This is a genomic window from Labrys sp. Lb11 (assembly GCF_057554225.1).
The window spans coordinates 286,064-312,300 of the sequence record NZ_BAAJOT010000007.1 but is presented as its reverse complement, the minus strand read 5'-3'; the positions used below and the strand labels follow the sequence as shown (position 1 = coordinate 312,300).

Annotated in this window: 22 protein-coding genes; 8 read left to right on the top strand and 14 right to left on the bottom strand. The window is 66.3% G+C overall.

The features are described 5' to 3' along the window. Positions 1 to 65: 65 nt before the first annotated feature. A complete protein-coding gene (locus tag AC27L4_RS26430; protein WP_487145544.1) occupies positions 66 to 4,016 on the top strand; it encodes an AAA family ATPase in 3,951 nt (1,316 codons plus the stop codon). 118 nt (positions 4,017 to 4,134) lie between these two features. Here AC27L4_RS26430 and AC27L4_RS26425 read toward each other — a convergent pair whose 3' ends face one another. Then, positions 4,135 to 5,112 carry an asparaginase gene (locus AC27L4_RS26425; RefSeq protein ID WP_487145543.1) on the bottom strand — a complete coding sequence of 326 codons (978 nt, stop codon included), beginning with the start codon at positions 5,110 to 5,112 and terminating at the stop codon, positions 4,135 to 4,137. Between the two features lie 76 nt (positions 5,113 to 5,188). Then, positions 5,189 to 6,226: a LacI family DNA-binding transcriptional regulator gene (locus tag AC27L4_RS26420; protein WP_487145542.1), complete on the bottom strand. Its 1,038-nt coding sequence runs from the start codon at positions 6,224 to 6,226 to the stop codon at positions 5,189 to 5,191. A gap of 129 nt (positions 6,227 to 6,355) precedes the next feature. Here AC27L4_RS26420 and AC27L4_RS26415 point away from each other — a divergent pair, with 129 nt between their 5' ends. From AC27L4_RS26415 to AC27L4_RS26395, 5 genes are all read left to right on the top strand, one after another. Continuing rightward, entirely contained in the window at positions 6,356 to 7,591 is a 1,236-nt protein-coding gene (locus tag AC27L4_RS26415; protein WP_487145540.1) for a sugar ABC transporter substrate-binding protein, read from the top strand. A gap of 65 nt (positions 7,592 to 7,656) precedes the next feature. Then, complete coding sequence (locus AC27L4_RS26410; RefSeq protein WP_487145538.1) at positions 7,657 to 9,171, top strand: sugar ABC transporter ATP-binding protein; 1,515 nt, start codon at positions 7,657 to 7,659, stop codon at positions 9,169 to 9,171. A gap of 11 nt (positions 9,172 to 9,182) precedes the next feature. Further along, positions 9,183 to 10,154, top strand: coding sequence for an ABC transporter permease (locus tag AC27L4_RS26405; RefSeq protein WP_487145537.1), 972 nt, complete (start codon positions 9,183 to 9,185; stop codon positions 10,152 to 10,154). A 12-nt stretch (positions 10,155 to 10,166) separates the two neighbouring features. Then, complete coding sequence (locus AC27L4_RS26400; protein ID WP_487145535.1) at positions 10,167 to 11,252, top strand: tartrate dehydrogenase; 1,086 nt, start codon at positions 10,167 to 10,169, stop codon at positions 11,250 to 11,252. A 13-nt stretch (positions 11,253 to 11,265) separates the two neighbouring features. Further along, the gene (locus AC27L4_RS26395; RefSeq protein ID WP_487145533.1) at positions 11,266 to 12,021 is read left to right on the top strand and encodes an SDR family NAD(P)-dependent oxidoreductase; all 756 of its coding nucleotides are present in this window, start codon (positions 11,266 to 11,268) and stop codon (positions 12,019 to 12,021) included. A 175-nt stretch (positions 12,022 to 12,196) separates the two neighbouring features. On the opposite strand, the gene AC27L4_RS26390 is transcribed toward AC27L4_RS26395, so the two are convergent. After that, the gene (locus tag AC27L4_RS26390; protein WP_487145532.1) at positions 12,197 to 12,793 is read right to left on the bottom strand and encodes a TetR/AcrR family transcriptional regulator; all 597 of its coding nucleotides are present in this window, start codon (positions 12,791 to 12,793) and stop codon (positions 12,197 to 12,199) included. 64 nt (positions 12,794 to 12,857) lie between these two features. Here AC27L4_RS26390 and AC27L4_RS26385 point away from each other — a divergent pair, with 64 nt between their 5' ends. Continuing rightward, a complete protein-coding gene (locus AC27L4_RS26385; RefSeq protein ID WP_487145531.1) occupies positions 12,858 to 13,814 on the top strand; it encodes an NAD-dependent epimerase/dehydratase family protein in 957 nt (318 codons plus the stop codon). A gap of 57 nt (positions 13,815 to 13,871) precedes the next feature. Here the strand turns inward: AC27L4_RS26385 and AC27L4_RS26380 are convergent, their stop codons facing one another. The 11 genes from AC27L4_RS26380 to AC27L4_RS26330 form a co-directional block, all read right to left on the bottom strand. After that, positions 13,872 to 14,540 carry a class I SAM-dependent methyltransferase gene (locus tag AC27L4_RS26380; RefSeq protein WP_487145530.1) on the bottom strand — a complete coding sequence of 223 codons (669 nt, stop codon included), beginning with the start codon at positions 14,538 to 14,540 and terminating at the stop codon, positions 13,872 to 13,874. Positions 14,541 to 14,820: 280 nt separating this feature from the next. Next, positions 14,821 to 15,552, bottom strand: a complete 732-nt coding sequence (locus AC27L4_RS26375) for an META domain-containing protein (protein ID WP_487145528.1) — start codon at positions 15,550 to 15,552, stop codon at positions 14,821 to 14,823. A gap of 239 nt (positions 15,553 to 15,791) precedes the next feature. Next, positions 15,792 to 16,097, bottom strand: a complete 306-nt coding sequence (locus AC27L4_RS26370; RefSeq protein ID WP_487145527.1) for a hypothetical protein — start codon at positions 16,095 to 16,097, stop codon at positions 15,792 to 15,794. A 283-nt stretch (positions 16,098 to 16,380) separates the two neighbouring features. Continuing rightward, positions 16,381 to 16,692 (bottom strand): hypothetical protein, encoded by a 312-nt coding sequence (locus AC27L4_RS26365; RefSeq protein WP_487145526.1) that lies wholly within the window; start codon positions 16,690 to 16,692, stop codon positions 16,381 to 16,383. Positions 16,693 to 17,056: 364 nt separating this feature from the next. Further along, positions 17,057 to 17,383, bottom strand: coding sequence for a hypothetical protein (locus AC27L4_RS26360; RefSeq protein WP_487145524.1), 327 nt, complete (start codon positions 17,381 to 17,383; stop codon positions 17,057 to 17,059). 199 nt (positions 17,384 to 17,582) lie between these two features. Beyond that, positions 17,583 to 18,329, bottom strand: a complete 747-nt coding sequence (locus AC27L4_RS26355; protein WP_487145522.1) for an SDR family NAD(P)-dependent oxidoreductase — start codon at positions 18,327 to 18,329, stop codon at positions 17,583 to 17,585. A 60-nt stretch (positions 18,330 to 18,389) separates the two neighbouring features. After that, entirely contained in the window at positions 18,390 to 19,361 is a 972-nt protein-coding gene (locus AC27L4_RS26350) for a substrate-binding domain-containing protein (protein WP_487145521.1), read from the bottom strand. 45 nt (positions 19,362 to 19,406) lie between these two features. Further along, positions 19,407 to 20,399 (bottom strand): ABC transporter permease, encoded by a 993-nt coding sequence (locus tag AC27L4_RS26345; RefSeq protein WP_487145520.1) that lies wholly within the window; start codon positions 20,397 to 20,399, stop codon positions 19,407 to 19,409. Next, positions 20,335 to 21,915, bottom strand: coding sequence for a sugar ABC transporter ATP-binding protein (locus AC27L4_RS26340; protein ID WP_487145518.1), 1,581 nt, complete (start codon positions 21,913 to 21,915; stop codon positions 20,335 to 20,337). The genes AC27L4_RS26345 and AC27L4_RS26340 overlap by 65 nt, the downstream gene beginning before the upstream one ends. 38 nt (positions 21,916 to 21,953) lie before the next feature. After that, complete coding sequence (locus tag AC27L4_RS26335; protein WP_487145517.1) at positions 21,954 to 22,742, bottom strand: glucose 1-dehydrogenase; 789 nt, start codon at positions 22,740 to 22,742, stop codon at positions 21,954 to 21,956. A 189-nt stretch (positions 22,743 to 22,931) separates the two neighbouring features. Then, positions 22,932 to 24,731 (bottom strand): sigma-54-dependent Fis family transcriptional regulator, encoded by a 1,800-nt coding sequence (locus AC27L4_RS26330; protein ID WP_487145516.1) that lies wholly within the window; start codon positions 24,729 to 24,731, stop codon positions 22,932 to 22,934. A gap of 408 nt (positions 24,732 to 25,139) precedes the next feature. Between AC27L4_RS26330 and AC27L4_RS26325 the strand changes: the two genes are divergently transcribed. After that, on the top strand, positions 25,140 to 26,237 hold the full coding sequence (locus AC27L4_RS26325; protein WP_487145514.1) for an SDR family oxidoreductase: 1,098 nt from the start codon (positions 25,140 to 25,142) through the stop codon (positions 26,235 to 26,237).

Here is a 26,237-nt window from a genome sequence, read left to right as displayed (position 1 = left end):
AAGAGTATATTCCTCATTAGAATATGCCTAGATGCCTTAATCAAGAAGATTCGCGGATATTGCAGATGACACAAAATATTTCCGAAATGTCTCTCGACGAAATTGTGTCTCACCTCATTTCTGGAGGTGTCGTGCATGCATCAAACGGAAAAGAGTTTTCAATTCCATTGAATGATAGTCGATCTATTCTTGATTTTTACAATAAAGATCGTCAATCATACTGGAATCCAGACAAAAATCCGGCAATTCAAGACGGAGAGGTTGATCGAGTTCTTGCCGCGCTCAACAAGACGCCCAAAGCTGCCGTCTCGTCGAACAGGGCGACCGCAGAGCGCCAGAAGTGGCAACTCATCAAGATTGAAGCGCACCGTTTTCGCGGGCTGCATCGTCATTGCGCTGAAGGTGGAGCCGACCCAAAGGCTTTTGAGCTTGAACTTACTGCCCCCACCACACTGCTTCGTGGATTTAACGGAGCAGGTAAGACCTCGCTAGTGAGTGCGATTTGCTGGTGCCTGACAGGATACGGGCATCGCTCGCAGGGGCTGCCGGCAACGTTGCATGAGCGCATTGCGGTGCAAGTTGTCGGTGATGAGGCAGAAACGAGTGAATTCGACCTCCCGGCAATTGTTCCGGTCCCCACAGAGCAAGAGTTGGCGGCAGTCGATGGCGCGCCGAAGGTTGACACTTGGGTCAGACTCTCGTTTCACTCACTAATCGATGGCAGGGATGTCGTTGTCGAGCGCCATCTCCAAAGAGATGGGAAAAAGGCTTTCAAAACGGTTCCGATCGGCCTTGACAAGTTGGGCCTGTCAGACCTAGCGCTCCAAGTTGGGGTCCTGATGCCCGGCATTGCGGCGGCGACCCGGTTTGACGACAAAACCACGTTATCGCAGGCCGTTTCGATACTGACCGGCTTGCGGCCCTTAGCACATTTTGGTGCGCGGAGTGCGCGGCTGTACGATCGACTGACCGACAAGTATCCGAAGTTGGCGCAACAGGAGAAGAAAGTCAGCAAAGAGGCAGCGGAGGCGCAGAAGCGGACTCTCCACGATCTGCTGAAGGAAGGCCCGGGCTTGCCGAGCCTCGATTGCATCGTCCTTCCAGATGACAGCGACCCTGAGACGTGGATCAGCGGCCTTGAGGAAGCTGAAAAGCGCCTAAAAACAGCCGAAGAAAAGTCTGCGGAAGAGGCGGCATTAATCCTAGGCACCTTACCATCCCTTACCTCCAACGCGGAGATTAAGCGCTTCGAAAATGCTCTGACGGTCACACAAACCAGTTTCAGTAGCAGTTCCTTGAGGGGATTGCCTTCGATGCAGCTCGCAAGGAAACTGAGCGAGCTGCAGGAGGCAGATCTTGAAGCTGGTTCGCGCGTTTTGGAAGGGATCGAAGCCGAGGCGAGGAGGCTCACCGAACGCCTGTCGAACACCGGTCGTTCAGATCGACTGCGCCTCTACGGTCTGGTGGCCAAATGGCACGAAACCGTGCACCCAGGACATCCCTTCTCAGCCTGTCCGGTCTGCGACCGCGACCTCACCCAACCGGGCGCCATCCCCAAGGACGCTCTGCTCAATCAATCGGTGGCGGAGGCCTTGGAGGAGGCCCGAAGAGCGGATGTCGCATTCATAAAAACCGCGGCCGAATGGGAGCGCGACGCCATGCGTGCGCTCCGAGGGCAACTGCCTGAAGCGCTACAGCCCTTCGTGTCTGATAAGGTTCCGGATGATTTGGCTGCGATCTACACTACAGCTCTATCGAAAGAGGTCTTCGAGCAGCCCGATTTTCCACAAGCCCTTCGCAAAATGGCTCCGAACGTAGCGGAGCTCTGCCGTCGTGCATGGGCTAACGGTCCCGAGCGCGCGCCGCTGCCGAGCGCAATGTTGCCACCGACGATTCCAGATAACGAAGGCTTGCGAGCCGCTATTGCGAAGGTGCGACGCGCGATTAACCTTGCCAGGTACCGCATCGAAAATGCGGAATTCGCAAAATCGGCTATTGTCGGTGTCTTGCGCTCGGAAGCCGCGGAAACAGAGATTGCGGCAAACAGACGCTCAGTCATGGGGCAGCTAAGCACGCTTAATTCTTACCTTGAATCAGCGACAACATTCGCTGGCGTGAGACATCAACTTAACCAGTTCAGAAAGACGTGCGGGCAGTGGAAATCTGCATGTGAGCGGATAGAAAATCTTGATCGAGCGGCCAAGGCGGTCGAGCCGTTTACGCGCTTTCCAGATCTTGTTCATGATCAAGTTGCGGGTCTCATTCGTAGCCTGGATTCGCAGGCGACAGCTTGGTCGCAGCGAATGTATAAGGCGCAGTTCCTACAAGCGCCATCCTATGCCGGGCTGGATTCTACCAAGAGCGATGGCTTCTCGTTTTTGGCGAAGCAGGGACAGCATCTAGTTGAAGCTCATCATGTAATGAATGCCTCGGCGTTACGCGCTTACCTCTCGTCGTTTGTCCTTGCATTATGGCAGCAAGTTTGGGCGAGATCCGGCGGGATATCGACGATCCTGATGGATGATCCGCAGGATCTGCTCGATCCTGGCAATGTCGCCAATCTAGCGGCAACTGTTCCGCGCCTGATCGAGGCGGAGATGAATCCACTGATCGTGAGCAATGATTTCAATTTCATATCAGCCGTTGAGGCTTTCGTCTCAGCGCGTGCTACTGCGGGCCAGGGGCGGCGGACGGAGGTATGGGAGTTTTCAGCTATTTCGACTTCGAAATGTACTGCGAGTCTTGCACCTGTCGCGGATGAGGGGCGGCTACGCGGCAAGCACTGGAAAGATACAGACGTGAACGATGTTGCTCTTGCGCGGGCGTTCGTTCACCCGGTGCGGGTCCGTATCGAGACGAAGCTCTGGGATCTGCTTGCGTCCGATCCCGATGTGCTGAAAGATCCGACTCTGGAAAAACTCCTCGGTAGAATAGCGAGCGCGGGAAACCGAGGCGTGCGCCCCTTTAACGAGGAGCCATTCCGAGAACTTCTTGACTTGCCTCAACTAAAGGTAAACGCTCCGTTCCGAAAAGCGATCAACAAGGCGCATCATGGCAAGGCGGACCAGCTCACGCCCGCCGAAGCGGAAGACGTGCACGAGGGCTACGAGAACGTCTTTGCCGCGATTGACGCCTGTTGGCTTGCGTATGCCCGGTTCATGGGTCGTCTGCCCCCCGAACAAGCCGTAGCGGAAGCTACTAGGGCTCCGACCAGGCCGAATATCGTATCGTTTTCGGCTAGGCCCATATCTGTAATTGGGCGGCTCGCTGCGCACGAGAGCGGGGCTCCGCTCAGCACCATCGAGGATGCACAGGAGAAGTTCGATTTCGCTGCGCTGGGCGACGTTTCGCTCTTCACTCTGCGAGCGTCAACGCTGGGGCTGGTGGCATTTCCCGGGCAGACGCTGATTGTGTCGCTGACCGCGGAGGTCCGCAATGGTGACTTCGCAGTTGTTCAAACGCCCAGTAGAACCTATGCGCGCCGCATCGGTATCGACAAAGCCGATCAGTCGCGGATTGCCTTGGAAAGCATGCCGTCAACCAGTTCACGCGTTCCGCCGACACACTTCATCCCGCGGAGCAGCGCGACGCTCAATAAGGTCATCGGCGTCTTATTCGACGAGACGGTGCCAGCGAGATCCCAGGACGAGGCAGTCCCAGCGATAACTTCAGCCGCTCTGTCACAGGTGATTGCAGCGGCGGTCGTTGCAGGCGACAGCGCTTTCCCTGTAGCGCCTGACCGAGGGCGCGTGCTGCTTGGACGGGCGCCTGACATCTCCCAATTAGCAGGTAGAATTCTCGCTATCGCGACGCGACAGGACGCCCATTCGTCGGAGCACTTCGCTTATCTCAAACGACTAGGGAAAAAGATGCCCGGAAATTCGTCAGTCTACTATCTAGAAAATGTTGGCCAGACAGGTGAGGGCGAGTTTGTACAATTTCTGGGGTCAGGTGAGGCGATCGCCGGCATCTCCATTGTCGACGATTTGTGGAAGGTACACGGAACGATTTTCTGACTGGGCGCACTTATCCGGTGGGCCGCAAGGTCAGCAAGTCGGCAGAGGGCAAGCACAGGCCGCCGGCAACGGCCCGATCCCGGGCCGTTGCCGGTGACATCGACGGACCGACTACGCCTCATCCGCCGAGATAGTCGATCTCCGCGCGCAGCCGCTCGTTGTCCAGCCCCATTCCGAGCAGGACCGACAGGAGCACGCGTGCCTTCTGGCCGCTGAGGTCGCCGGCGAAGACGATTCCCCCCTCCGCCAGCACCTTGCCGCCGCCATTGCCGTAGATGGGCCTCACGCGTCCGCGCTGGCAGCGGCTGGTCATGATGACGGGAATGCCCCGCCGGACGACGTCGATTGCTGCCGCCGTGACCGCCGGCGGCGCGTTGCCGCGCCCGAAGCCTTCCAGGACCAGCGCCTGCGCCCCGTTCTCGGCGGCGAAGCGCACATAGCGGCCATCGGTGCCCATGGCGAGCTTGATCAGCTCGACATTCGCTGCGATCCGGTCCGCATCATAGTGGCGCCGCAGCACCGGCCTGCGATGGAGCACGACGCGGTCGCCGTCGACCTCGCCCAGCTTGCCATGCTCGGCCGACAGGAACGTATCGGTCCGCGAGGTGTGGGATTTGGTGACGTCGCGCGCGGCATGGAACTCCTGGTCGAAGCAGATCACGGTGCCCAGGCCCCGGGCTTCGTCGGACGCGGCCAGGCGGAGGGAGTCGGCCAGGTTCCGGGGACCGTCGGGGTTCGGTTCGTCGGAGGCATGCTGGGCGCCGGTGAAGACGACCGGCTTGTCGGAGTCGACGACGAGGTCGGCCATGAAGGCGCTCTCCTCCATCGTGTCCGTGCCGTGCGTCACGACGACGCCGTCGAAGCCTTCCCGAAGGCGGCCGGAAACATGCCGGGCGAGCAGGAAGCTGGTCGGCAGGTCCATGGCGTAGCTGCCGACATTGCAGAAGTCGTCGATGGCGACGTCCAGTCCGGCCACCGGATAGGGCAGCATGGCCTGCAACTCGGAGCCGGCTATGCTCGCCGTCACGTGCCCGCTGCCCGGCTCCCGCCGCGACGCGATGGTGCCTCCGGTCGTGATCAGGCAGATTTTCCGCATTCAAAGGCCTCGTCGAAGTTCTTGGCTGATTGTGTCGGCGACGGCGTGCGGCCGGCCAGGGTCGTACGGGCGCGAGTCAGGACGATCCGTGGGGGCGGCTCCGCGATGAATCGCGGACGACCAGGTAGGGGGTGAGCCGCTGGGACGCGACGGGCTGTCCGTCCATCCGGGCCAGGATCATCTCAACGGCCGTGCGCCCCATGACGTCGATGGGGACCCGCACGCTCGAGAGCGGAACGAGGAGGTCGTCGGCGATGGTGATGTCGTTGTAGCCGACCACCGCCACGTCCCGGCCGACCTCCAGGCCCTCGTCGCGAATGACGCCCATCACGCCGATGGCGGAATAGTCGTTCACGGCGAAGATCGCCGTCGGCCGGGGCCGCAGCGCGAGCAGCTCCTTCGCGGCCCTGCGGCCTGCCGCGGCATCGAAGCCGGCGTTGATGACCCTTTCGGGCGGAAGGACCATGCCTTCCCGGGCCAGGGCATCCAGGAAGCCCTTCGCGCGCACGACGCCGGAGCTGGCATAGGTCGGTCCGTTGACGATGGCGATGCGTTCATGGCCGAGATCGAGGAAGTGGCGCGCGACGATCGCTCCGCCGACCTCGTCGTCCCAGGTCACCGACGGGTGCCCGCCCGAGGAGCGGTTGAACAGGATGAACGGGACCTCCCTGTCCGAAAGCTCGTCGAGGAACGGCGCCTCGAGATGCGCGTCGCCGATCAGCAGGCCGTCGAACCGGCGGTCGAGGTAGTGCTCGACCCTGCTGCGCTGCTGCTCGGGATCGTCGCCGGACGAGCCGCCGACGGCCAGATAGCCGCGCGCCTGCGCATGCCGTTCGATCGCCTCGTACACGGCCGCCATGACGACGTCGGTGAGGCGGGTCACGACGACGCCGAGCGCGTGGGTGCGGCGGCCGCGCAGGCTGGCCGCCCACAGGTCGGGACGATAGCCCAGCTCGTCGGCCAGCCGCCTGATCTGCTGCGCGGCGTCGCTGTCGAAGTCCGTGGGACGTTGCCGCAGGACGCGCGACACGGTCGAGACGTTGACGCCCGCCATGTCTGCGATCGACCGCATCGTCGTCCGCTCGCGCCTGAGTTTGGTCTTGTCCGTCGACATGTCGTTCTCCGCGCCCTTGTCCTGGGTGCTCCGCCAAGCAGCCGCAGCCAGCAAACTACCGGCCGGTCCCCGCGGCAATAGGTTGAGGTCCATGGATTCCGCACGGCGTCCGCTCCCGCCGCCGCCGACTTGCGCGCGACGGTCCCGGCCGGCCCTCGAATCGTCTGCGGTCAGCGCTGCGGCCCACTCGAACACCCCCTTGACACGGATAATCCAACCGTGATGTTAGAAGTATGCAAACGGTTGCGCAATCGTTTGTTGACTTGGTCATCCAAAAGCCGCCGAAGAGGTCGGCTACAAATGAGGGGAAAGCTGATGCGCCAGCGTCACACTATCGCAATGGTGTTCTTTGCCTTGACCTGTTCGACGGCGCTCGGCTTGGTCGAACAGGCGGCGGCCGCCGAGAAGAAGGTGATCGGATTTGCCGTGCCCGTCCTGGCAAACCCGTTCTGGAAGCAGGAAGTCGACTTCGCCAAGCGCGTGGCCGACGAGCTCGGCGGCGACCTCATCGTCGAGGACGCGAACCAGGACGAAGCCAAGCAGCTGCAGATCATGGACAACTTCGCGTCCCGCAAGGTCGACGCGATCATCACGGCGCCGGTGACGACCGCCGTGGCGCCGGCTCTCATCAAGGCGGCCGGCCGCGCCAATATTCCGATCTTCTTTGCCGAGCGCACCCCCGGCTTCAAACCTGATCCGAGCAAGTATCCGCAGTATATCGGGTTCGTCGGCGCCGACAGCCATCAGGGTGCGCTGGCGACGGCCAAGGCCCTCTACGACGCCGGTGCCCGCAAGATCGTCGCCACGACCGGCACGAAGGGCAGCTCCATCGCCGAAGACCGGATCGGCGGCCTGAAGGAGTTCGCCGACAAGCACCCCGATTTCAAGGTGCTGCAGATCCAGTACGGCGTCGAGCTGCGCGAGGACGGCATCAAGGCCACCGAGAACTATCTGTCGGCCTATCCGGGCCCCGGTTTCGACGGCATCTGGAACTATGACGACGGCGCGGCGATCGGCGCGGCGGCGGCCCTCAGGCAGGCCAATCTGACCGGCAAGGTGCAGGTCACCGGTTTCGACGCGGAGGCCGACGGCGCGCAGGCGATCAAGGCCGGGGACATCCTTGCGGATTCGGGCGGCCAGTTCATCGACGGCGGCTTCGCCTACATCATGGCCTTCGACTATCTCAACGGCCACAAGCCGAAGAACCCGTATGTGGTGATGGACTATCTGCTGGTCACCAAGGCCAACGTCGACAAGTACATCGAGCAGTTCGGCTCCGGCTTCCCGCCCTACGACGTCAAGAAGATGTCCGTGACCTACAATCCGAGCGCGTCGACCGACGACTACAAGATCGCAATTCAGTAACGGCGATCCCGGGCGATCCGGCGCCACCGGCCGGATCGCCCTGCAAGGAGACAAGGGAGGCAAGGATGTCGGATGAGGTCCGTCTGGCCTTGAGGGCCATACGCAAGACTTACGATGCCTCGACCGTCCTGGATCTCGCCGATTGCGGCGAGGTCGCCTTTCGCCGCGGCGAAATCCACGCGCTCGCCGGCGAGAACGGCGCGGGCAAGTCCACCCTGGTGAAGGTGGTGTGCGGCCTGGTGCCGCCGACCGAAGGGTCGATGGTGCTCGACGGCAAGCCTTATGCGCCGGCCAACCTCGCCGAAGCGCGGGCGGCAGGTGTGGAAATCGTGCTCCAGGAGCCGGGGCTGGTTCCCGGGCTGACGGTGGCCGACAACCTGTTCCTCGGGCGCGAGCGCCTCTACTCCAGCATCGGATTCCTGAGCGGCCGCCGCCGGGACGAGCTCGCCCGCGAGGCGCTGCAGCGCGTCGGCGCCGAAATATCGCCGGGTGCGCGCGCCGGCGACCTCGATCTCGAATCGCAGAAATTCGTGGAACTGGCCCGCGCGTTGGCGTTCGAGCCCCGCGTGCTGGTGATCGACGAGATGTCGGCCAGCCTGACGAAGCAGGGAGTCGGGCTCATGTCGCGCGTCCTGCGCGAAGCGGCCGCCGGCGGCACGACCATCCTGTTCATCTCCCACTATCTCGAAGAGACCTTCGACCTGTGCCAGCGCGTCACCGTCCTCAAGGACGGGCGGCATGTCCAGACCCTGGCGACGAAGGAGCTGGACGAAAGCCAGCTGCAGACCCTGATGGTCGGGCGCTCCCTGGTCAGCGAGCTCTATCATGAGGAGGCGCGCGCCCGGTCGACGACCGCGGCAGGCCCGGTGCTGAGCCTCACCGACCTCGTCGCCGGCGACATCGTGCGCGATTTCAGCCTCGAGGTGCGGGCGGGGGAGATCGTCGGCCTCGGCGGCCTGGTCGGCTGCGGCAGCGAAGACATCGCGCACGCCATCTTCGGCGTGGGCCGCATGACCGGCGGCGGGATGACGCTCTCGGGCAAGCCGTACCGGCCCCGAAGCTCCCGGGAAGCCATCGACAGCGGCGTCGGCTTCGTGTCCGGCGACCGCGAAGCGAACGACCTCATCCTGCAGGAGACGATCCAGGACAACATCGCCCTGCCCACCCTGCCGATGCGCTCGCGGTACGGCGTCACGTCCAGGCGGGAGGACGCCGCTGAGGCCGACAAGGTCATCCGGCAGCTGGCGATCGCCTGCCGCGGCCCGGCGGACTCCCCGGCCAATCTCAGCGGCGGCAACCGGCAGAAGGTCGTTCTCGGCAAGTGGATGCTGCGGCGCCCGAGCCTTCTGGTCCTGCAGAACCCGACGCGCGGCGTCGATGTCGGCGCCAAGTCCCTCATATACCGCACCTTGCGGGACCTGGCGGGCCTGGGGACCGCCATCCTGCTGATCAGCGACGAACTGAACGAATTGCGCGGGATGAGCGACCGCATCGTGATCATGCGGCGGGGCGTGATCGCCGGAAGGTTCGAAAGCTCCGCGAACCCGAGCGAGGAAGACCTCGTCGCGAGCATGGTTTGAAGGAAGGCGACATGTTGCAGACAGCCGAACAGGATCTGGGGCCGCGCAAAGTGTTGAAGCGCAGCGGGCGCGAGATTGCGCGCAAATTCATTCCCTTCGTGGCGCTGCTTCTTCTCATCGCCATCTTCAGCATCGCCGCGCCGGATCGGTTCGCGACCTTCGACAACGCCAGGACCGTCTTCGTCCAGACCGTGGTGCTGGCCGTCGTCGCCTTCGGCTCCACCCTGGTGATCATAGCAGGGTCGATCGATCTGTCGGTGGGGTCGGTCGCGGCCCTCGCCAGCATGGTCGGCGCCAGCGTCGCGCAGGATTCCAACGGCTTTCTCGGGCTGGCCGCGGCCATCGCCGTGGGCATGCTCGCCGGAGCGGCCAACGGCGCGGGCCTGGCCTGGCTGAAGATTCCCTCGTTCATCATGACGCTCGGCATGCTGTCGGTGGGGCGTGGGCTGACGCTGCTCTACTCCGGCACGCAGCCGATCATGACCCCCGGCGAATGGGACTGGATGGGCGTGGCGCCGGGCATCTTCGTCCCCGGCCTGGTGGTCTTCATCCTGACGTTCTGCCTGTTCAAGTTCACGGCGTTCGGCCGCTACATCTCGGCCGTCGGCGGCCAGGAGAAGGTCGCGGCCATGTCGGGCGTCAATGTCGCCCGGGTGAAGCTCATGGTCTTCGTCATCTCCGGGATCACGGCGGCCATCGGCGGCGTCGTCCTGGCCTCGCGCGTCGGCGCGGCCACGCCGACCGCCGGAACCGGCATGGAGCTGACGGTGATCGCCGCGGTCGTGCTCGGCGGCACTCCGCTCACCGGCGGCATGGGCAGCCTGGTGAACACGATCGTCGGCGCGCTCATCATCAATATTCTCCTGAACGGCCTGATCATCGTCGGGATCGGCGCCGAACTGCAGATCATCGCCCAGGGCCTCGTGCTGGTCGCGGCGGTGCTCGTTTCCCTCGACCGCAAGAAGATCGGCATCATCAAGTAGGACGGAAACGACATGCGCAGCTATTCCATTGCAGTCATCCCCGGCGACGGGATCGGCATGGAGGTGATGCCGCCGGCGCTCGACGTCCTGGACGTCGTCGCCGGACGGCACGGGTTCAGCCTTTCCTGCACGCAGCTCCCCTGGGGGTGCGAGTTCTATGCCCGCCACGGGCGCATGATGGACGAGGACGGGCTGGAGACGCTCGGCCGCTTCGACGCCATCCTGCTGGGAGCCGTCGGCTATCCCGGCGTGCCGGACCACGTCTCGCTCTGGGGCCTGCTCATCCCGATCCGCCGGGCCTTTCGCCAGTACATCAACCTGCGTCCGATCCGCCTGCTGGAGGGCGTGAACGGGCCCCTGGCGAACACGGCCGGCAAGATCGACATCCTCATCGTCCGCGAGAACAACGAGGGCGAGTATTCCGAGGCCGGCGGGCGCCTCTATCGCGGGACGCCCGACGAGATCGCGATCCAGGAGGCGCTGTTCACCCGCCGCGGCATCGAGCGCGCCGCCCGCTATGCCGCGGGCCTGGCCAAGACCCGCTCGGGCGCCATGGTCGCCGCCACCAAGTCCAACGGCATCATCCATACCATGCCGTTCTGGGACGAAGTGTGCGGCGAGGTCGCCGGGGAAGAGGGGGTCGGCATCGGATTCCGGCATATCGATGCCCTGGCCGCGGACTTCGTGCTGCATCCCGAGCGCCTCGACGTGGTGGTCGCCTCCAACCTGTTCGGCGACATCCTGAGCGACCTCGGCGCTGCCGTCGCCGGCAGCATCGGCATCGCGCCCTCGGCAAACCTCAATCCGGAAGGCCAGTTCCCGTCGATGTTCGAGCCGGTCCACGGATCGGCGCCCGACATTGCCGGGCAGGGCATCGCCAATCCGATCGGGCAGATCTGGTCCGCCGCCATGATGCTCGATCATCTCGGCGAGACGGCTGCAGCGGCCGACATCATGCGCGCCCTGGAGGCGGCGCTGGCGCTGTCCCCGGCGCGCACGCGGGATCTGGGCGGGCAGGCCTCGACCCGGGAATTCGCCCAGGAGATCAAATCCCGCCTCGGCGTCGGGGCCAGCCTCGACGCCCGTCGCGGATCATAGGAGGAAGAGGCTGATGAAACAGGCTGTGATCATCACGGGAGCCGGAATCGGAATTGGCCGGGCGACGGCGCTGGCCTTCGCCAGGGCCGGGTTCCACGTGGCCGTCACCGATGTTCTGGAGGATGACGGACGCAGGGCCGCCGTTGAAATCGCCGAGGCCGGCGGGTCGGCTCGCTTCCATCGGCTGGACGTCACCAGCACCGACGATGTCGATGCGGTGGTGGGCGAGGTGATCGGCGAATTCGGCGCACCGCATGCGGTCGTCGCCAATGCCGGCATCGCGCTGCGCGAGCCGTTCTCGGCGATGACGGACAAGGGCTGGCAGCGCACGCTGGACGTCGACCTCAACGGCGTCATGCGCGTCTTCCGGGCCGCGGCGCCGAGCATGCGGGCCGCCGGGCGCGGCAGCATGATCGCCATGTCGTCGATCATGGGCGTGGCCTATGGCTGGGACGAGCACGTGCACTATTCCGCCGCCAAGGCCGGCGTGATCGGCCTCGTCCGCGGCCTGGCCGTGGAGCTGGCGCCCGAGGGCGTCCGGGTCAACGGCATCGCGCCCGGCTATATCCGGACCGCGCAGGCCCTGTCCGTCGACCACTCGCTCGGCCCGAAGGGCCTGGAGGCGGCCGCGAGCTATATTCCGATGCGGCGCGTGGGCGAGCCGGCCGACGTCGCCGACGTGGCCCTGTTCCTGGCCTCGGAGCAGGCGCGCTACGTCACCGGGCAGATCATCACCGTCGACGGCGGCCTGCTGGTCGGGCGGTTCTGAGGTATCGTTCGCGGATCAGACCCGGCGCCTGCCGAGCCCCTCCTGCGGGCAAGTCGGAAACATCCGACATGCGTGGAGGAAGGATGCAGGCGTCGCGGCACCGCCGACGCGACGCGTGCCTTGCACACAGGATGGTCGCCCAATCCCCGTCCGCAGGCTCGATCGGCGGCGGGGACTACGCGCGCTCAGCGGGATCGTCCGGCCGAAGCCCGCGCCATGCGATGCGCATGACGAGGTCGACGAGGTCCTCCCGCGCGACGTCGGGGCGGTCGAGCCACCACAGGGCGAGCGCGTGAAGGCCGTTCTTGAGAAATTCCGTGGCGGCCTGCACTTGGAACGGAGCGCAGCCCTGCAAGACTGCGGCGAGCAGCACTGCCAGGCGCGCGGACGCGCCGGCCTGCACCTCGCGCGACAGTCCGGCCGCCACGGGATCGCCGGACGGGACGGCCAGCAGCACCCGGGCGGCCTGCGGATCCTGCTCGACGAACAGGAGGAATGCCTCGACGGCGCGACGGAATGTCCGCTCCGGCTCCGCCCCGTCCGCCACGATCGACCGGCCCCTGGCGATCAGCCCGTCGCGGATCGCTTCCAGGACGCCCGAGAACAGCGCCTGCTTTGACGGGAAGTGGTCATAGAGCACGGGCTTGGTGATGCCGGCACCGGCGGCGATGGCGTCCATTCTCGCGCCGTCGTAGCCGTCGGCCGCGAAGACGCGCACCGCCGCCGACAGGATCCTGGCTTTCCGCTCCTCGCCGCTCAGCCGCCTGCGCACCCTTGACATCATGAGGCGCAGCATTACCTACCCGTGAGTAGGTTATCAAGCACGAGGTGACGCCATGCGCATTTTCGTTGCCGGGGCGACGGGCGCGGTCGGGCGCCGGCTGGTTCCGCGCCTGGTCCGGGCCGGCCATGCGATCGTCGGATTGACCCGCACGTCGGCCAAGGCCGGGCTGCTTCGAGAGCTGGGGGCGGAGCCGGTCGTGGCCGACGCGCTCGACCGGGAGGCCGTCCATGCCGCGGTCGCGACCGCGCGCCCGGATGTGATCGTGCATGAAATGACCGATCTGACGGGCGCGTCGGACCTCGCCCGGTTCGACCATGTCTTCGCCGGCAGCAATCGCCTGCGCACCGCGGGAACCGATCATCTGCTTGCCGCCGCGCGCGCCAGCGGCGTGAAGCGCGTGGTGGCGCAGAGCTTCTGTGGCTGGCCCTATGCGCGCACGGGCGGACCCGTCAAGGCCGAGGACGCCCCGCTCGATCCGGACCCGCCGCGCCAGATGCGGCGCACGCTCGAGGCCCTGATCCATGTGGAGAGCGCCGTCGCCGCTGCGACCGACCTGGAAGGGGTCGCGCTGCGCTACGGCGGCTTCTACGGTCCCGATACCGGCGTTTTCGACCCGGGCCTGATCGGGCAGATTCGCAAGCGCCGCATGCCGATCCTCGGCGGCGGCACGGCGTGGTGGTCGTTCCTGCACATCGACGATGCGGCGGATGCCACCGCGCTGGCGGTCGAGCGCGGCCGCGGCGTCTACAACATCGTCGACGACGATCCGGCGCCCGTGCGCGAGTGGCTGACCGCGACAGCCGCCATGCTCGGCGCCAGGCCGCCCCTGCGCCTGCCGGCATGGCTCGCCCGCCTGGTCGTCGCGGACCATCTCGTGGTGATGATGACGGATCTGCGGGCCGGATCGAACGCCAAGGCAAAGCGCGAGCTGGGATGGCAGCCGCGTCATCCTTCCTGGCGGCAGGGATTTGCCGAAATCATCGAGCAGGAGGCGCGGGCGGCGGCCTGATGGCACGGCGGCCTGCCGCGACCGCGTCGGTATGGCGGCGCCGAGACCTGTCCGGCTTCATGCGACGGCGACCCAGCCGCGGAACGAAAACCCGGCGTAGAACAGCGCCACGTCGGAAAAGCCGGCGTCAAGGAGAAGCGCTTCGTCCTCGCCGGCCTGCAGGATGGACAGGCGTGCCGCCATGGCGGCGGCGGAGGCGGACGCCTGCGCGAAATCGACGCCGGGCCTGCCGGCGAATGCCGCGGAGCGCGACAGCCAGCGATCAGGCTCGTCGTTGTCGGGACAGCTGTGATGCGCGACGACGAGCGGGGCGCGCGGCTTCAGGCGCCGGTGCAGCTCCCGCAATGTGCCCAGTCGCTCGTCCCTGGCAAGGAAGTGCAGCGTGAGCAGGCAGGTCGCGCCATCGAACGGCCCCGGCGAGGCAGTGTCGACATAGGCTTGCTCGAACCGGGCGCGCGTCTGCAGCGGCCCCAGGACGCGCCTCGCCAGATCGAGCATCTCGGCCGAGGGATCAACGCCGACGAAGCGCCAATGCGGCTGCGCTTCGGCGAAGGCCTTCAGCTCGAGGCCGCCGCCTGCGCCAAGGACCAGAATGTTCGCCGCCTCCGGCACTTGCTCCGCCAACAGGAGCATCGCCATGCGATGGAGATCGGCGAAGCCGGGTACCTTCTGTGGCGTGCCTGCCGCATAGTCCGCCACGACAGCAGCATCGGTGAAAGGTCGCATCGGCTCCATCGCTCAGCCCGGCATGGACGCAAGGCGGGGGACGCGAAGCACGTCCGATGATCGGCTGTTCCTCATCATGGAACTTCATATGTTACGAAATCGACTGAATATCAAGCCGGTGCTGCGTGGCGCACCGGCTCAGCCGCGGCATGACCCGGCGTGGCCGGGCGGCAAGCCAAGGCTTCCAATGCCGGGCATCCACCGGGTCGCAAATCGGCCGCGTTCCGCGCGGGTGCCGTTGGTGCTCCGGGCCGTCGTCCTCCGGCTGGCGTCCGAAAGGCTATTTCCGCAGGCTTGCGACCGAGCGGTCATCCTGCCCGAGGAGGCGCAGCCCTCCCTCCGGCGTGATCGCGAACCGGTGGGCTGACGTGAGAGCCTTCAACAGGGCGCGCTCCTGGTCCATGAGCGGTTGCTCGCACATCATCATGGACGCGCCGGTGTCCGCAATCTTCAGCCCTTCGCCGGTCAGTTGGAAGCCGCCGAAGAACCTGTTGCAGGATCCGTTTCCATGGATGCGTCCGTCGGGCTCGAAGGCGACGGTCGGCTTCGAGCCTGCGACGATCGCCTTGCCGCCGATCTCCTCCACCTGCCAGTCGCCGTGAAGGAGGCTCGCCGGTTCCCCGCCGCACCCCGTGAGCTTGCGCTCGCCGACGACCACGGTTGCGGTCTGCGGGTAAGGCATTCCCGTCATCGTGTCGGCGCACAGCGTGGCCGCGACCGTCAGGATGAAACGGCGTCCGTCGACCGTGGCCGAGTAGGTGTCGACGCCATCAGCGGTCGTCGCCTGCGGCGGCGGCTCGATGGTGAAGGCCTCGCCGTCCAGCATGCGGAACGTCATGGCCTTGTCGGACATCTCGATGTGCCAGCCGGGTTCGTTTCCGCGCAGCCTCAGGCTTGCAGCCTGCGCGAAGTGTGGCGCGGCAACCAGCAGTGCTGCCAATGGCGCGGCAACGCCGGCGCCGGAACGGGCGCGCAAGCCACGGCAAGTCCGGATCGAGGTGGTCGTCAGCACGGCTGGTCTCCCGACGCGCGGCGTCCGATCGTCATCGGTGGGGCGCCGAGCTTTCGGGCCGGCACCGTTCCCACGACCGGTGCCCGGTCGCAGCGCGGCAAGCAGGTTGTCTTCCGGAGCTCGGATGCCCTGCGGAGGAGCCAACCGTTCCCATGTGGCCTCGTCATCCGAAGGAAGACGAAACGCGGGGTGGTCGAGGGGCGGTCAGGTGTCCGCCACGCCGGGCGATGCGTCCCGCTTCATCGACGGATGCGGTGGACATCCGTGACGCGGCCGGTGCGCGAGTTGAGCGTCACTTCAAATCGGCTGCCGCCACGGCGTGCGTGATACACGAAATGCCGCCCCCTGCAGTCGATCCGGCGGACATCCCGGAAGCCGCGGTTTTGCAGCAGGATCTGGCCTTGCCGGCAGGAGATCGCCCGGCCGCCGTTGAGGCTGGAGCCGACCGAGATGTTGACGGTAACGGCCTGGGCCGGCACGGCCGCTCCCAGCGGCAAGGCAAGGCCGAAAGCGAGAGCCCAAGCTGCTAACAGATGTTTGCGCATGGCGTTCCTCGATGCTCGATTGCCTGGATTCTAGATCAAGTGGTCGACGCGTGCATTGTCAAGAGAGCGAGGGGGGAGGCCGGCGCGTTCGGGACGCAGGGCCCAGGGTTTGCATTCAATGCCCAGCATCCGTGGCCGCCGGCTGGCCTATCCTTCGGGACGAAGGCTCGGCGCTTGCCGCTCCGGCGAGCAGGGACATGCTTTCGGGGATGTGAGGACCGGACAGGGCGGCGGGCGGCACGCGCCGCCCGCCGCGCCGGAGCTGTCTCGTTCGCGAAGGCCGTCAGTAGCCGTAACGCGGCGGCGGCTGACGATAATAGTATTCCGGGTAATACTTTCGGCGATACACGTTACGCTTGTATTCCTTGGAATGCAGGCCGTACCGCTTCCGGTAGCGATATTCCGGGCTGTGATACTGGTAAGGTCGTCCGTAGTAGTAGCGGCCGTGATAATAATACCCCACAGGCTCGGCCTGGATTCCAATGACGTTCGTGCCGATTGTGGGTTGAATCGGCGCGGCGACGGTTGGTGCGGTAGTAATCAGAGATGTGCCTATGACTACCGTTGCGGCAAAGATGGTGGATACAAATCGCATTCATATCTCCAGATTGTTGCGCCCAGGCCCCTGTTAGGTTGGATATTCCTGATTCGTCACTGAATGACACCTGAACGGGGTCTTCACGACTCGTTAACACCCGGGAGCGGCATGCGTTCCTCGATGCCGCCGGCGCTTCACATCGAGACGGTGGAGAAGCGGCCGGCCTCGGCTGCCTCGATCATGTCGGCTGCGCGGCCGAGGCACCGGTGCTCGGGCGGGCGGCCGCGAGCTTCGCTTCCGGCGGCCTGTGCCAGCGAGGCGGGGCGCGCTTGCGGACTGCCTGCCGTTTTCTCCCGGCCTTGCCATCAGATGTCCGCACCCATGCCGCTCCGTCGGTCCGGCAAGGCATGCTCCGCCGGCGTCAGTCAGGGTCGCAGGACACGCGCCACTCGCCTCGCCCGGCCAGGCGCAGCTTGCCGCGATAGGCGGTCGAGTTGCCCGTCTTGGTCTCGGCCAGGCGCAGATCGCCGAGGGGCGCGTCGCCGGCGGCATCGAGGAACTCCACCCGCAGGCCGGACGGTCCCGCCGCGACGTTTCTCAGCCTGAAGAGCCTTCCCTCTCCGTGGACCGTGTTCGTCGTGTATCGGACCGAGCGGTGCTCGAGCGTCGCCTCGACGGCCGAAAGCGCGTCGGCCTGTCCCAGAAGCAGCCCGACCGTGGCGGTCGAGCCCCGGTCGGCGCAGAACATCCACTCGTCGCGGCAGCCGGAGCCGCGAAGGAGAGGCCGGCGAGACGGGCCGCCCAGAACCGGAACAATCGATGCATCCCCGAGCCCCTGCGCCACCGGCCCGATGCCGAATGGGATTGCCGGCAGCAAAGCGCGTCTCGGTTGCCCCGGATGTTTCCGGCGTTTCACCCGGGCGTCCGGTCGCCGCGGGGCAGGGGCGTCAGACCGCCGTGAAGCCGCCGTCGACGGTCATCTCCGAGCCGGTCATGTAGGATGCGGCATCCGAGAGGAGGAACGCCACGGCCTCGGAGACCTCCCTCGGCCGGCCGATGCGGCCCATCACCGTGACGCCGACCAGCATCTGGTGCTTGTCGGGATCGGCTTCGAACTCCGCCGTCATCGGCGTGGATATGGTGCCCGGATGGATGGAGTTGCAGCGGATGCCATGCCGGGCATAGTCGACAGCCACGCCCTTGGTGAGCAGCCGGATCGCCCCCTTGGTCGCGCAGTAGGCGCTCATGCCTTCCATGTTGGCGACGTAGCCGGAGATCGAGGAGACGTTGACGATCGAGCCGGCGCCGGATGCCCGCATGGCGGGCAGCACATGCTTGCAGCCGAGGAAGGTGCCCTTGACGTTGATGTCGAACAGGGCATTCCAGTCGTCCATGGTGATGTCGGGCACCGGCTTGCGGATGAGGATGCCGGCATTGTTGACGAGCCCGTCCACCTTGCCGAAGCTCCTGATCGCCCAGTCGATGCAGTCCTGCCACTGGGCCTCGCTCGTCACGTCGAGGCGGCGGAAGCGCGCCTTGCCGCCCTCGGCGTTGATGGCGTCGGCGATCGCCGCGCCACGATCGTCGAAGTCGGTGACGAGGACCGTGGCCCCGCGCTCGGCGCAGAGCCTGGCATGGGCTTCGCCCATGCCCTTCGCTCCGCCGGTGATCAGAATGACTTTGTCGTTCAGCACGGCCGTTCCCTTTCCCGCCTGTCCGTTGGGGGGCAGGCTCGCGGCCTGCCCGATGATCGCTCACTTCAGGAATTTGTCGGCATTGTCCGGCGTGATCTCGATCCAGGGCACGTCGTATTGCCTGGCCGTGCCGGCCTGCCACTTCATGTCCTGCTGCCAGATGTCGGCCTTGGGCTGATAGGCTTCGCCGGCGATCGCGCGCACCGCGAGATCGAGCGCGCCCAGGCCCTCATGATGGGCGGACTTGTAGAGCGTGTAGAGGCCGTGCGTCTTGACGGCGCGCAGCGCATCCTGGATGCCGTCGATGGAGACGACCTTCACCTGCGCGGTGGTCATGCCCTTGGCTTCGAGCGCCTGGATCGCGCCCAGAGCCATCTCGTCGTTCTGGGCGATGACGCCGTTGATCTGGTCGCCATAGAGCGAGAGCCAGTTCTCCATGACCGCGAGTCCTTCGGCGCGCGACCAGTTGGCCGACTTGGACGCCAGCAGCTTGATGCCGGGGTTCTGCTTGAGAACGGAATCGATGCCTTCGCGGCGCAGGAGCTGGGGCGAATTGCCGATCGGGCCTTCGAGGATCACGACGTTGCCCTTGCCGCCGAGCTCCTTGACCAGATGCTCGGTGATGTTGCGGCCGCCTTCCACGTCGTTGGTGCCGACATAGGCGAAGAGCTGGTCGGAGTTGGCCCGCGTCACGGCGCCGATCACGGGGATGCCGGCCGCCGCCGCCCGGCCCACCGGCGCGGCCGCGGCGTCGGCGTCGATCGGCGAGAAGATGATGGCATCGACCTTCTGGGTGATCAGCGTGTCCATCTGGTTGCTCTGCACGCTGGCATCGAAGCGCCCGTCGAGCACGGTGATCTTGACCGTGCCATCCTTGACCAGCGGGTGCTGCTGGATCTGATTGACGAAGGTCGACATGTATTCCGGCAGCCCGAAGGGCATCAGTGCGATCTTGTATTCCGCCGCCCATGATGCGGCGGTGGAGGCCAGGAGCGCCGCGGCGGCGGCCAGCATTGCAAGTCCGTGTTTCACGAGTGGGTCCTCCCAGGTTTCTTGGCGATGAGGCGGCGGGGGCCGTCAGGGACGGCGGCTGACGTCGAGCAGCACGGCGCCGACGATGATCGTGCCCTTGACGATCTGCTGGTAATAGGAAGATATACCTAGAAGATCGAGGCCGTTGTTGATGGTGCCGATGATCAGGGCTCCGAAGACGGTGCCGATCAGCGTGCCCCGGCCGCCGCTGAGGCTGGTGCCGCCGATGACGACGGCGGCGATGGCATCGAGTTCGTAGGCGACGCCGGCCTGGGGCAGGGCGGCCGTGGAGCGGGCGGTCAGGATCACGCCCGCCAGCGCGGCCAGCGCGCCGGAGATGGCGTAGGTCAGTGCCGTGACGTGCCTGGTCCGGACCCCGTTGGTGATGGCGGCGCGCTCGCTGCCGCCCACGGCGTAGACGTGCCGGCCGAAGACGGTGTGGCGCAGGGTGAACCAGCAGAGCGCGAAGACGAGGAGCAGAGCGACGATCGGGACGGGAACACCGAGGATCGTGCCGTTCCCGAACCAGAGGAACGGCTTGGACAGGTTGGAGATGGGGCGTCCGTCCGTGTAGATGAAGGTCAGGCCGCGTGCGACGCTCAGCATGCCCAGAGTCGCCACGAAGGCCGGGATGCGCAGGCGGGCGACGAGGATGCCGTTGACCAGGCCGGCTGCGAGGCCGGTGACCAGCCCGGCGAGAAGCGCCAGGCCGATGAAGGACTCGCTCGCCGTCGTCGACAGGCTGGCGGCGACGGCGCCGCACAGCGCCATAACCGAGCCGACCGAGAGATCGATGCCCCCGCCGAGGATGACGAAGGTCACTCCGATCGCCAGGATGCCGTTGATGGCGGTCTGCCGGATGATGTTCGTCCAGTTGTTCCAGGTGAGGAAGACCTCGCTGGACAGGCTCAACACCACGCAGAGCAGGATGAAGGCAAGAAGAATGCCTTGAGTCTGCAGGATGCCACGCAGATTAGCAGTAGCTTGGGGCAAGGCCGGGCTGTCCGCCGTGCGGATGCTTGGGCTGTTCATCGACATTCTCCTCCCGTGCCTGGACGATGTCGTTCAGGGATGCTTCATGCAGCAATGTCTTCTGGTCGGCGTCCGCGGCGCGGACGAACCCCTTGAGCCGGCCCTTCTTGAAGATCGCGATGCGGCTGCACAGCTGCAGCAGCTCGGGCGCCTCGGAGGAGCAGACGAGCACCGCGCCGCCCCGGGCGGCGAAGTCCCGCAGCAGCTGGTAGATCTCCTGCTTGGCGCCCTCGTCGATGCCTCGCGTCGGCTCGTCGCAGATCAGGACGCGCGGCTCCGAGGCGAGGCAGCGGGCGACGACCACCTTCTGCTGGTTGCCGCCGCTCAGCGAGCCGACGGCCAGGCGGTCGCTGGCGGCGCGGACCGAGAGATGCCGCATCAATCGTGCGCTGAGCGCCTTCTCCAGGCGCTGCCTGACGACCCCGAGGCTGGCGAGGCGGCCGAGGATCGGCAGGGAGATGTTGTGGCGGATCGGCGCGCCGAGCACCAGGCCGGTGTCTTTGCGGTCCTCGGTGACCATGGCGAGGCCCTGCCGGATCGCGGTCCCCGGCTGTCGGGGCGGCAGGATCTCGCCGCGGAGCCGGACGGTGCCGGCATTGCGCGGACCGATGCCGTAGACCGCGTTCAGGAACTCGCTGCGCCCCGATCCCATCAGGCCGTAGAGGCCGAGGATTTCGCCCTGGCGCAGCGCGATCGAGATGTCCCTGAACTGCTCGCCGTGCGACAGGCCCTCGACCTCCAGGAGGATCGGGGCGGCCATGTCGACCGCGGCGTCCTGCCGGCGCTGCTCGAGCAACTCGTGGCCGACGATCTGATGGACGAGATGGGCGCGATCGATGTCGGCCATGCTCCCGGTCTCGACGAAGCGCCCGTCCCGGAAGACGGTATAGCGGTCGGCGATCTCGAAGAGCTCCTCCAGCCGATGGCTGACATAGATGATGCCGACGCCGTTCGCCGTCAGTCGCCGGATCGCGTTGAACAGGGTTTGCGTCTCCTGCTCGCCGATCGCCGACGTCGGCTCGTCCATGATCAGGATGCGCGCGTCCTGGCTGATGGCGCGGGCGATCTCGACGAGCTGGGTCTGGGCCAGCGACAGCTGCGACATCCGGCGGGTCGCGTCCACGTCGAACTGGAGCTCGGCCAGGAGCCGGCGCGCCTGGCGCACCATGGCCCCGTGGTCGACGAGCCCGGCGATGCGGCGCGGCTCGCGGCCGAGAAAGATGTTCTCGGCCACGCTCATGTCGCGGACGGGCGAAAGCTCCTGCGTGATGATGGCGATGCGCTCGGCCAGCGCCTCGGCCGGCGACCTGAAATGCGCCTCCCGGCCGTGCACGCGGATCGTTCCGGCATCGCGCTGGAGCAATCCCATCAGGATGTTGAGGAACGTCGACTTGCCGGCGCCGTTGCCGCCGCAGAGCGCGTGGATTTCGCCTGCGGCCAGCGTCAGCCTGCCTTCGACGAGCGCCGGCACGCCGTCGAAGGATTTGGCGACACCGGTCGCCTCGACCAGGACCTCGGCCATCTGCCTGCCTCCGGATCTCGGGTGGAACCAGACGCGGCTCAGGTCGCGAGGTAGCCGCCGTCCATGACCAGCTCGCTGCCGGTCATGTAGGCGGACTCGTCCGAAGCCAGGAACAGCACGCCGTTGGCGATCTCGTCGGCCTTGGCGGGCCGGCCGAGCAGCGACGGGCCGAGCAGGGCCTTGGTGGCGACGGGGTCGGTGACGATGTCCTTCGACAGATGGGTGATGGTGAGGCTCGGGTGGACCGAGTTGACCCTGATGCCGTCCTTGGCGACCTCGGACGCGGTGGCCTTGGTCAGCAGGCGCACCGCGCCCTTCGAGGCGACATAGGCTGCGGCGTCGGGGAAGCCGACGATGCCCCAGTTGGAGCTGATGTTGATGATCGAGCCGCCGCCGGCCTTGCGCATCAGCGGGATGATGGCGCGCGAGCCGAGAAACACGCCCTTGGCGTTGATGGCGAAGGTCTTGTCCCAGGCCGCACTGTCGGTGCTCTCGGTCGTCCCCGACAGGTAGATGCCGGCATTGTTGACGAGGATGTCGGCCTTGCCGAACTTGCCGGAGACATGGGCGGCGAGAGCGGCCCACCCCTCCTCGGAGGCGACGTCGAGCGCGACGAACTCCGCCGCTCCGCCGGCAGCCTCGATCTCCGCGACGACCTTGCCGCCCTCCTCGGCATTGATGTCGGTGACGACGACGACGGCACCTTCGGAAGCCAGGCGCTGCGAGAAGGCCCGGCCCATGCCCAGGGCGCCTCCGGTGACCACGGCGACCTTCCCCTCGACCCTGCCGCCAGCCGCGCCGTTCGCGGATTTGCCGTTGCTTGACATCTGGTGTCTCTCCCTTGCTGCCGGACCAACCGCCGGCCTTGGCATCGGGAGAGCAGAACGCGTGCCAATCTAAAAAACAGTTTTATTTCAAATGATTGACGGTCCCCGTCGTGTCGCAACGCAGCCCCGCCGCGCCAGGCCCGTGTCGCAGCTGCGACACGGGCGAAGCGCGGCCGGCCGTCGCCCCCGCTACTGGCAGGCAGTGTTGATCCGGGCGAGCCCGAGCGCGGCAATGCGCCGGTGCAGGGTCGCGCGCGAGATCCCGAGCCTTTGCGCGGCGAGCTTGACGTTCCAGCCGCTCTGCTGCAACGCGAGCTCGACGGCGAGGCGCTTGCCGTCGGCGTTGCCGGCGGGCCCAATCGCACCGGCGGCCGAGAACGGGGCCGGCAGGTCGCCCGGTGCGATGGTCGCGCCCTCGGCCAGGGTGGTGGCGAAGCGCGCCACATGCCGCAGCTCGCGCATGTTGCCCGGCCAGTGGTAGGAAAACAGCAGCTTGCGGGCGGCGGGGTCGAGGGTCATGTCGGCGAGGCCGGCCTCGGCGCCTTCCTCCTTGAAGACGCGTTCGATCACGAGGCGGCGGTCCGCCCGCTCGCGCAGCGGCGGCATGGTCAGGCTGGCGCCGTTGAGGCGGAAATAGAGGTCCTGGCGGAAGCGGCCCTGGGTCACGAGGGCAGGGACGTCGTGCAGGCTGGCCGAAATCAGCGCGAACCGCACCTTCGTGTGCTCGGTCGCCCCCACGGCGACGAACTCGCCGTCGGACAGGACCTGGAGCAGGCGCGTCTGCAGGGCGATCGGCATGTCGCCGATCTCGTCCAGGAACAGGGTGCCGCCGTCAGCCTCGGCGATCCGGCCTTTCGAGCCCTGCTTCGAGGCCCCGGTGAAGGCGCCGGGCCGATAGCCGAACAGCTCGCTTTCGATCAGCTCGGGCGGGATCGCGGCGCAGTTGATCGAGACGAACGGCCCGCCGGCATGGTCGCTCGCCGCATGCAGCGCCTTTGCGAGCGCGGTCTTGCCGGCGCCGGTCTCTCCCTGCAGCAGGATCGGCAGGCGCCGGTTGACGAGCTTCTGCGCCCGCGCCACCTGCGCATTGATCGACGGATCGTCGCCGACCAGCAGCTTGATGTCCGCCAACTGGGGGCGCGGCTTCGACACCGTGCGCGGAGCCGGGGTGACGGCGACCGAACGCCCGCCCGAAGCGAGGACGCGCTGGACGAACAGGCGGCTGCCGTTGATGTCGATGGCGACGCCGCTCTCGCCGGTCGCCGACAGGATGTCCCGCGTCGAGGCCCCGACTTCGTCCAGGGACCGGCCGATGAGGGGAGCGTTGCGCCTGGACATGAAGCGGATCACGTCCGGCGTCGCATCGATGATCCGGCCGGATGGGTCCACGGCCATCCGCATCTCGTCGCCGCTGTCGGAAAAATCCTCGTACTGGGAGAGGCGCAGCAATTCGCGCCCGGCATGGCGGCGGGCGAAGTATCGGTTCTCGATGCGTCGCGCCGAGCGACGGACGACCTCGCGCACGATCGACTGCGTCGTGTGATCGCTGGGACGGTAGGTGCTGACGTTCAGCGCCGCCGCCAGCTTGCCGCCGTTGCCGAAGATCGGCGCGACCGTGCAGCTCAGCTCGACCAGGCGCGGATCGAAATGATTGTCCATGACGATGGAGATCGGCCTGGATTCCTTGATGCAGGTGCCGATGCCGTTGGTGCCCTGGAGCTCCTCCGACCATATGGCCCCGAGTTGCAGGCCCGATGTCGCGCACTTGCCGGCAAACGGATCCTGCGAGCGGAACAGCACCGTCACGCCGTTGTCGTCCGTCATCGACACGATGTAGTCGTGCTCGACGAAGCGCGTGAACAGCCGCTCGACCTCGGGCATGGCAAGGGCGATCAGCTCTTCGATCGACTGGCGGTAGGTGTTGAGCTCGCTCCTCGTGACGATGGTGGGAAACGCGACCTTGTACGGCTCCAGTCCGTACTTCTCCACGCATCGCTCCCACGACGCCACGATGCTCGACTGGCGGCCTTGACCTTGTGCGGTCTTTGCTGGGCCACGAGCGACAGCGGACAGGATCGCGTCCGCATGGCTCCTCGCGTTCATGACTCCTCCCCGGTCATCGCCCGTCCCGGCTGCTTGCGACCGATCGGGGGCGGCGACGTCGAATGGCGACGGCAGCGGCGCAGACACTATCATGGGCGCCACGGCCGTTCCATCGGGGCATCCCGGTGTCGCAGCTGAGACAGCAGCTTGTTTCAGCCGCGCGCCCTTGAGACAACGGCGAGCTCGCCAACTCTTTGAAGTCCTTCACCTTCGTGCATGGCATGGATCATGCGACGCGGCCGGCGGGAGGCTGCCGGCAACGGGCAGCCGATGCGCAAGGAAGGAATGCAGCACATGGCGAAGAGGAAGGCACTCGTCGTCGGCGCCGCCGGCGTCATCGGTCACGCGATCGTGCGCCATCTGGAGACGTCTGCGGACTGGAGCGTGGTCGGCATGGGACGCCGCCCCGCGCCCGCGGCGATGGCCGACGTGCCCTGGGTCGCGGCCGACATCCGGGACGCGCGGGCGATCGAGGCGCAGCGGGCGTTGCTGGCCGATGTCACCCATGTCTTCTACGCGGCCTATGTTCCCGACGGCGACCTCGCCCGTGAAGCGAGCCTCAACGCGTCGATGCTGCGCGGGCTTCTCGACGGCCTGCAGGCCTGCAAGTCCTCTGTCGAACGGGTCGTCCTGTTCCAGGGCGGCAAGGTCTACGGCCTGCATCTCGGGCCGGTGAAGACGCCGATGCGCGAGAGCGACCCGCGCCACATGCCACCGAACTTCTATTACGATCTCGAGGACCTGCTGGCGGCCCGGGCGGCGGCGAACGACTGGACCTACACCCTGCTGCGGCCCGACATCGTGCTCGGCGCCATCGCCGGCCAACCGCTGAATCTCGCCATGGTCATCGGCGCCTACGCGGCGCTTTGCCGCGAATTGAGGGTCCCGTTCCGTTTTCCGGGGTCGGCGACGGGCTACCGCGTGCTGATGCAGGCGACCGACGCGGATCTGCTGGCCCGTATCAGCGCCTGGGCCGCCGTCGCATCCATCGCGGCGGGGCAGGCCTACAACGTCACCAACGGCGATCTCTTCCGCTGGGAGACCCTGTGGCCGGCGCTCGGCGACCATCTCGGCCTGGAGATCGGCCCGCCGATGTCGATCCGGCTCGCCGACCACATGCGCGACAAGGAGGCGATGTGGGCCGATCTCGCGGACCGTCACGGCCTCGTCACGAGGGATTATCGCGACGCCGTCGCGTGGGGCTTCGGCGACTGGGTGTTCCACACGGGCTTCGACGTCGTCTCGGACCTGACGAAGCTCAGGCTGCACGGCTGCCACGAGCTCCGCTCCACCGACGAAGTGTTCATCGAGAAGCTCGGGCAGCTCCAGGCCAGGCGGCTGATTCCGCCGCTCCACGCCGCTGTCCGGCCCACGGCCCCGCTCGGCGTTTGA